The following is a 5684-nucleotide window of genomic DNA, read 5'->3' on the forward strand; positions in this document are numbered from 1 at the left end:
TTAAAAGTGACAGAGTATTTCTAAATCGCTTGTACCCAGAACAAAGTCCAACTTGTAGGTTTCCTATAACTACCGGTGGCAAACTATTTGTTTATTGTATTAAGCATGGCTTATCGGTATATTCAGGTAATCTATAATTAAATCAATATTATCTTCCTGGGATGTATATGTTTGTTGTACTGTCCATGGCTTTTTTCAATTTTAAACGTTGTTTAAAACAACTTATTGTGTTAAAATATATGCTGATACAAATAAGAGTTTAGGAGGAACCGAAACTATGACAGCCTCAATGCGTTTAAGATAAGCTGGCAATAAAAAAAAGCAGAATCTATACCCGATGATAGGCTTTTTTGTTGTGCTTATTTATACGATATTGAGCATTCATTAGTTACGGTGAGATATAAGTTATTTAACTATACCTTTATTTAACTATGTCTTTAATATGAATGTTTCCAAATTGTATGTATGCAGACCAAAAGCCACATTGTGGATTTAGGCCTGCATTTTTTATTGCCTAGAATGCTATTCAAAATAGAAATTCAAGCAAAATAATATGCAGGAGATAATATAAATGGAAAAATACAACAATTGGAAACTTAAGTTTTATACAATATGGGCAGGGCAGGCAGTATCATTAATCACTAGTGCCATCCTGCAAATGGCGATCATTTTTTACCTTACAGAGAAAACAGGATCTGCGATGGTCTTGTCTATGGCTTCACTAGTAGGTTTTTTACCCTATGCGGTCTTTGGACCAGCCATTGGTGTATTAGTGGATCGTCATGATAGGAAGAAGATAATGATTGGTGCTGATTTAATTATCGCAGCAGCTGGGGCCGTGCTAGCTATTGTTGCATTGTATATGTAGTTACCTATCTGGATGGTTATGGTAGTATTGTTTATCCGTAGCATTGGAACATCTTTTCATACCCCGGCTCTCAATGCGGTTACGCCACTTTTAGTACCAGAAGAACAGCTTACGAAATGTGCAGGCTATAGTCAGTCTTTGCAGTCTATAAGCTATATTGGATAGGTTACACTAAATAGGACAGATGTTCTTCGAACGTGATATAATAATATTAGGAGGAGAAAATCATGTCAAAAAAATACTATGAGGAAAATTTCAAGAAGCAGCTTGTTAATATATACGAGAACAGGTTTAAATAATGAACACTCTTTACATATTGTGATCTAAGTATTGTTTATAATCAAATGAATAAATAGGAATTTAGAGGGGGCTTGAGGCTTTGCGAGAACAGGGATTTACAAAAAGGGACTGGGTACTTTTTAAAAACAAAATTGCTGATTGGCAGGAATCCTATATGGATAAGCTCAATAAGGAATATATAGAATTACTAAGAGAAGACGCTGATCCATCAGAAAAATTTTGGAAGCTGAACAAGAGAATAAAGGAAGATAGGCAGAAGACTGGCGTTCAATTAGAAATGAGCCGGTCGAGGCTCATTAGTAACATCGTTTCTCTTATAGTCGATGGTGCAATTAGTTTTGAAAATCTAGAAGAGTTCAGTGATGAATTGAAAGAAACTGTAAGTTATTTTATTGGGAGATAGTTTAGAGTTTATTAAGTTTTGAAGTGTAAAAAGGAGCTAAGATAATGTGGAGGGATTTATTTCAAGATGATATATTGGGAAGAGGGGTAGATTATTTTATTCGTAATCTTGTTGAAAATATATATGTTAAAGACAATATAATAGAAGCTACTGTATACGGAACTGAGAAATATAAGGTTGAGATTATAAAAGAGGATGAAGAAGTTATAGATTTAAGCTGTAGTTGTCCATATGCGGATGCTGGGAACAATTGTAAACATATGGCTGCAGTATTATTTTATTTAGAAGACAAAGAGAATATTTTGTTGGGGCAAGATATAGAGGAAAACATTGGTAAATTAGTAGAAGATGCAGAGATTGCATTAATTAAAGAATTTTTAATTGATATTTTAAAAAATGATGAAAAGTTAATAAACAGATTTAAAAGTAGATTACAGTGTGATATTTCACCAACAGATATGAAGCGTTATAAAAGTCAAGTAAATAATATTTTTAGGAGATATGCAGGATATGATGATTTTGTTGACTATAAAAATGCCCGGGGCTTCATATCAGAACTTGAAGAAATTCTAGATAATAATATACAAGCAATGCTAGATAATAATCAACTTACAGAGGCCTTTGAACTTACTAATTATATATTTATTAAAGTTGCAAATCAAGATATGGATGATTCAGATGGTGGAACTGGTCAAATAGCCAACAGTTGTCTAGATATATGGCAAGAGATACTATATAAATGTGATATTAAACTTAAAAGAGAAATCTTTAATTGGTTTAGTGATCATTTGCATGGTTCAGTTATAGATTATATGGAGGATTATATAGAGCAGATTATTTTTGATGATTTTAAAGAAGAAGAATTTATGGAAGAAAAGGTTATATTTCTTGATAAGAAGATAAAAGAATATAAAAAAGAGGACAATTCATGGTTCAATAGTTATAGTCTTGGGGAAATGGTATTACGGCGTATAAATATTATGGAGGAAAGAAAAGTAAATCAAAATATAATTGAAGAATATTGCAGACAAAATCTGGAAGTTAATGAGGTTAGAAAATATTATATTGATATTTGCATTAATAAAAAAGATTATGATATGGCAATTTCCCTACTTAAGGAAGGTAAAGATAAAGAAAAGGTTTTTCCAGGAATTGTACTCAATTATAGTTTGAAGTTAAAGAACTTATACAAACAAATTGGAGAACAGAAATTATATGAAGAAGAACTATGGTCATTAGTATTAAACTATAATCAGGGGAATGTAGAATTATATAAAGAGCTAAAATCAATTTATACAGATAAAGAATGGCTGGAAAAGAGAGAAATAATATTTAGTAAATTATCTCCTTATAGAGGAATCGATAAACTATATGAGTTAGAAGGATTATATGATAGATTGGTTGATATGGTTATAAATACCCAGGGGCTATATATGCTGATTGAGTATGAAGAAATTTTAAAAGATATTTATCCAAAAGAGCTCCTCAATAAATATGAAAATACAGTAAAGGTTATGGCAACAAATACTTCGGGCAGAGCACATTATAGAGAGATAGTATCTATTTTAAGAAGAATGAAAAAATATCCAGAAGGTAAAGAAAAGGTATCGGAAATTGTAAATGAGTGGAAATCAAAATATAGGAACAGACCTGCAATGATGGATGAATTAAGTAAATTATAGTATACGAAGATTCTTTTATTATGGATAGGTTATACTAGATAGGACAGATTTGCCCCGAATATGATTTAATAACCGATAACTAGGTCCGGCAAAGGATTTAATTACGCTATTATGAATTAAGCCGTCAATAATAGTAGCAGCCATTATTTCATCATTAAAGATATTCCCCCATTCTCCAAAGTCTACCTGTAACACACCACCACCATGCTCTAGTTACAGTATCTCTGTGGACTATTAATCTTTTTGCAATGCTTCAAATATATTACATGGGAAAATTCGGTAAAGGTGGTATACTTTTTGATTTGCAAGCCTATTCTATTGATACATATTTAGTTTAGGATGTGCAGTATAACCAGGGCAAAGTTTAGGTCAGTAATGACCAAGTAAACTTTGCTCTTTTTTATGCCTAAAAACAGAAAGAAAGGATTGAGAAAAATATCAAAATTATTTATGTATGGAACATCCTTGGAAGGGATAGAGAAGCAGCTAATGGTTATGTAGATTGCAAATTTAGTGTGATTAATGTTGATGATAGCTGCAAGAACTGTGGATATAATAATTTAAATTTCAAAGTCAATGTGTATAAGAAAATATATAAGGGATTAATATTGAAGTGCTTTGGAAAAAGAAAGGTTCTATAATTTTCTTAAAAACAAGAGTTATTGTTAAAAATTAATAATGAAAAATCTTTAAGGGAATATGTATAAATAATAAATTTATGGACAAGCTATTACTACCAAAGAAAAGAAAGGGGTAAGTAAATATGAAGATTACACCAAGAATAGTTTTAGCTAATCTAGAAGAATATTTAGATTTATTTAATTTTAAATTATCAGAAGGAGCAAGAAAAGCTTTAAATGAGGTTGAAGAATTTGCGTATAAGTGTGATAACCCATCAAATTACAATCTATTTTTCAGCAAAGCGATACAAAATTCAAATCTTATACAAAAAGTATTTGAAAATTTTAGGACAAAACCAGATTTAATAGCATTAAAATTAGAGAAAGATTATTATAGATGCATAGATAAAATAGCAAAATATAATAATGATTCTTGTGGCTATTTAGAAATAGATTGCAGGCATAGAATTGAAAAAGCATCCATAATTGATATTGCCTTAGAATATGCTGTAAAGGGTAATAGGAATATATTACAAACTGAAGATATATTTTTAGCAGCTATGGAAGACTATGAAAGAATTTTACAGGAAGATGATTCACATTGGGTAGATAAGAGGTTAAATAAATCAGATATAACATTTTCCCATGTGTGTGGTTATTATGATGATAATCTAGATATTAAATTTGAGGATATAAAAGAAGCTATACTTTATAATAAATATAATATAGATATAAAGGCTGCATAGGTTAGATATGAGAATATACAAATTAATATTTATTAATAATTTGTAAAATGAATAGCAAACCTATCATAATTATGCTATAATAAAGTCATAATATTAACGGGGAGGCGATATTATGATAGAAATAAGACCAATAAAGGATTTGAGAGATACAACTGAAATATCAAAACTTTGTCAAGAAAGCAAGGAACCTATTTATATTACAAAGAATGGTTATGGACATTTAGTTGTTATGAGTATGGAAACTTATAAAGATAAATTAGCAAAAGCAGATTTATATGAAAAGTTAGCAGAGGCAGAGAATCAAATAAAAAATGGAGAAAAACTTTTAGATGCTGAAGCAGTATTTGAAAGTTTAAAAAATAGATATGGCAAATAACTATACTATAAAGATGACTCCAAAAGCGGCAGAGGATCTAGACAATATTTATCAATATATATCAGAAGAATTATTTGTAACATCTTCAGCTACAAATATTTTAGAAAGAATAGAAAAAGGAATCATGGGATTAAGAGAGTTTCCTTTTTCATGTAATTATGTGGTTGATGAATATCTAAGAAATAAAGGTTATAGAAAATTAATAGTTGATAATTATATTGTGTTTTATTTACTTGAGGAAGAAAATCATCAAGTTATTATCATGAGAGTTCTGTATGGAAAACAAAAATATGAGAATTTACTTTAAATACACCTATTAATTTGGGTGTATTTAATTTGAATATAGGGGGCTATAAAGTTTAAAGTAGATACCCACAAGGGGTTAATATCCTCATACGACATCATTATTATCCTCTCAAGGCACGTTGAGACGGTTGTTTTGATAGAGAAGAAATAGTTAATAGAATCAAGGGGTTCAGGGGACAATCAATGATACAGTACCATGTGTTTTAAGTCTTGGGGAACAGAAAAGAACATATTTGAATGAATCATTGATTTGTAGGAATTATTATATCTTGACTTCTGAAAAGTGTTATCGCATCACAAAATATGCTGCAAGGAAGCTCCCATTTTAAAATGTGGAGAGGAATTGCAGCTTTTTATTTAAATATTTAATATATATTTATATT

6 protein-coding genes and 1 pseudogene are annotated in these 5684 nt (G+C 30.0%); 6 read left to right on the forward strand and 1 reads right to left on the reverse strand.

The window, feature by feature from the left end; translation table 11 throughout:
* Positions 1-571: 571 nt before the first annotated feature.
* The 3 genes and pseudogenes from ACTHUW_RS12340 to ACTHUW_RS12350 form a co-directional block, all read left to right on the forward strand.
* Positions 572-1027 (forward strand): annotated as a pseudogene (locus tag ACTHUW_RS12340) (MFS transporter); the annotation flags it as partial.
* A 295-nt stretch (positions 1028-1322) separates the two neighbouring features.
* A complete protein-coding gene (locus ACTHUW_RS12345) occupies positions 1323-1571 on the forward strand; it encodes a multidrug transporter (RefSeq protein WP_442213468.1) in 249 nt (82 codons plus the stop codon).
* Between the two features lie 44 nt (positions 1572-1615).
* Positions 1616-3253 (forward strand): SWIM zinc finger family protein, encoded by a 1638-nt coding sequence (locus tag ACTHUW_RS12350; protein WP_442198234.1) that lies wholly within the window; start codon positions 1616-1618, stop codon positions 3251-3253.
* Positions 3254-3271: 18 nt separating this feature from the next.
* Here the strand turns inward: ACTHUW_RS12350 and ACTHUW_RS12355 are convergent, their stop codons facing one another.
* A complete protein-coding gene (locus ACTHUW_RS12355) occupies positions 3272-3448 on the reverse strand; it encodes an ATP-binding protein (protein ID WP_442198235.1) in 177 nt (58 codons plus the stop codon).
* Positions 3449-4016: 568 nt separating this feature from the next.
* Between ACTHUW_RS12355 and ACTHUW_RS12360 the strand changes: the two genes are divergently transcribed.
* From ACTHUW_RS12360 to ACTHUW_RS12370, 3 genes are all read left to right on the forward strand, one after another.
* Complete coding sequence (locus tag ACTHUW_RS12360; RefSeq protein WP_442198236.1) at positions 4017-4619, forward strand: hypothetical protein; 603 nt, start codon at positions 4017-4019, stop codon at positions 4617-4619.
* A 112-nt stretch (positions 4620-4731) separates the two neighbouring features.
* The gene (locus ACTHUW_RS12365) at positions 4732-4995 is read left to right on the forward strand and encodes a type II toxin-antitoxin system Phd/YefM family antitoxin (protein ID WP_442198237.1); all 264 of its coding nucleotides are present in this window, start codon (positions 4732-4734) and stop codon (positions 4993-4995) included.
* On the forward strand, positions 4985-5302 hold the full coding sequence (locus tag ACTHUW_RS12370; RefSeq protein ID WP_442198238.1) for a type II toxin-antitoxin system RelE/ParE family toxin: 318 nt from the start codon (positions 4985-4987) through the stop codon (positions 5300-5302). Before ACTHUW_RS12365 ends, ACTHUW_RS12370 begins: the two co-directional genes overlap by 11 nt.
* Positions 5303-5684 lie beyond the last annotated feature (382 nt).

It is taken from the genome of Senegalia sp. (in: firmicutes) (genome assembly GCF_052088025.1).
In the GTDB taxonomy this organism is placed as follows: domain Bacteria; phylum Bacillota; class Clostridia; order Tissierellales; family SIT17; genus Anaeromonas.

What these genes read in the sequence shown, in the direction of transcription:
- ACTHUW_RS12365 (WP_442198237.1), top strand. Translation starts at nt 4,732, where the DNA reads ATGATAGAAATAAGACCAATAAAGGATTTGAGAGATACAACTGAAATA.
- ACTHUW_RS12370 (WP_442198238.1), top strand. Translation starts at nt 4,985, where the DNA reads ATGGCAAATAACTATACTATAAAGATGACTCCAAAAGCGGCAGAGGAT.
- ACTHUW_RS12360 (WP_442198236.1), top strand. Translation starts at nt 4,017, where the DNA reads ATGAAGATTACACCAAGAATAGTTTTAGCTAATCTAGAAGAATATTTA.
- ACTHUW_RS12350 (WP_442198234.1), top strand. Translation starts at nt 1,616, where the DNA reads ATGTGGAGGGATTTATTTCAAGATGATATATTGGGAAGAGGGGTAGAT.
- ACTHUW_RS12345 (WP_442213468.1), top strand. Translation starts at nt 1,323, where the DNA reads ATGGATAAGCTCAATAAGGAATATATAGAATTACTAAGAGAAGACGCT.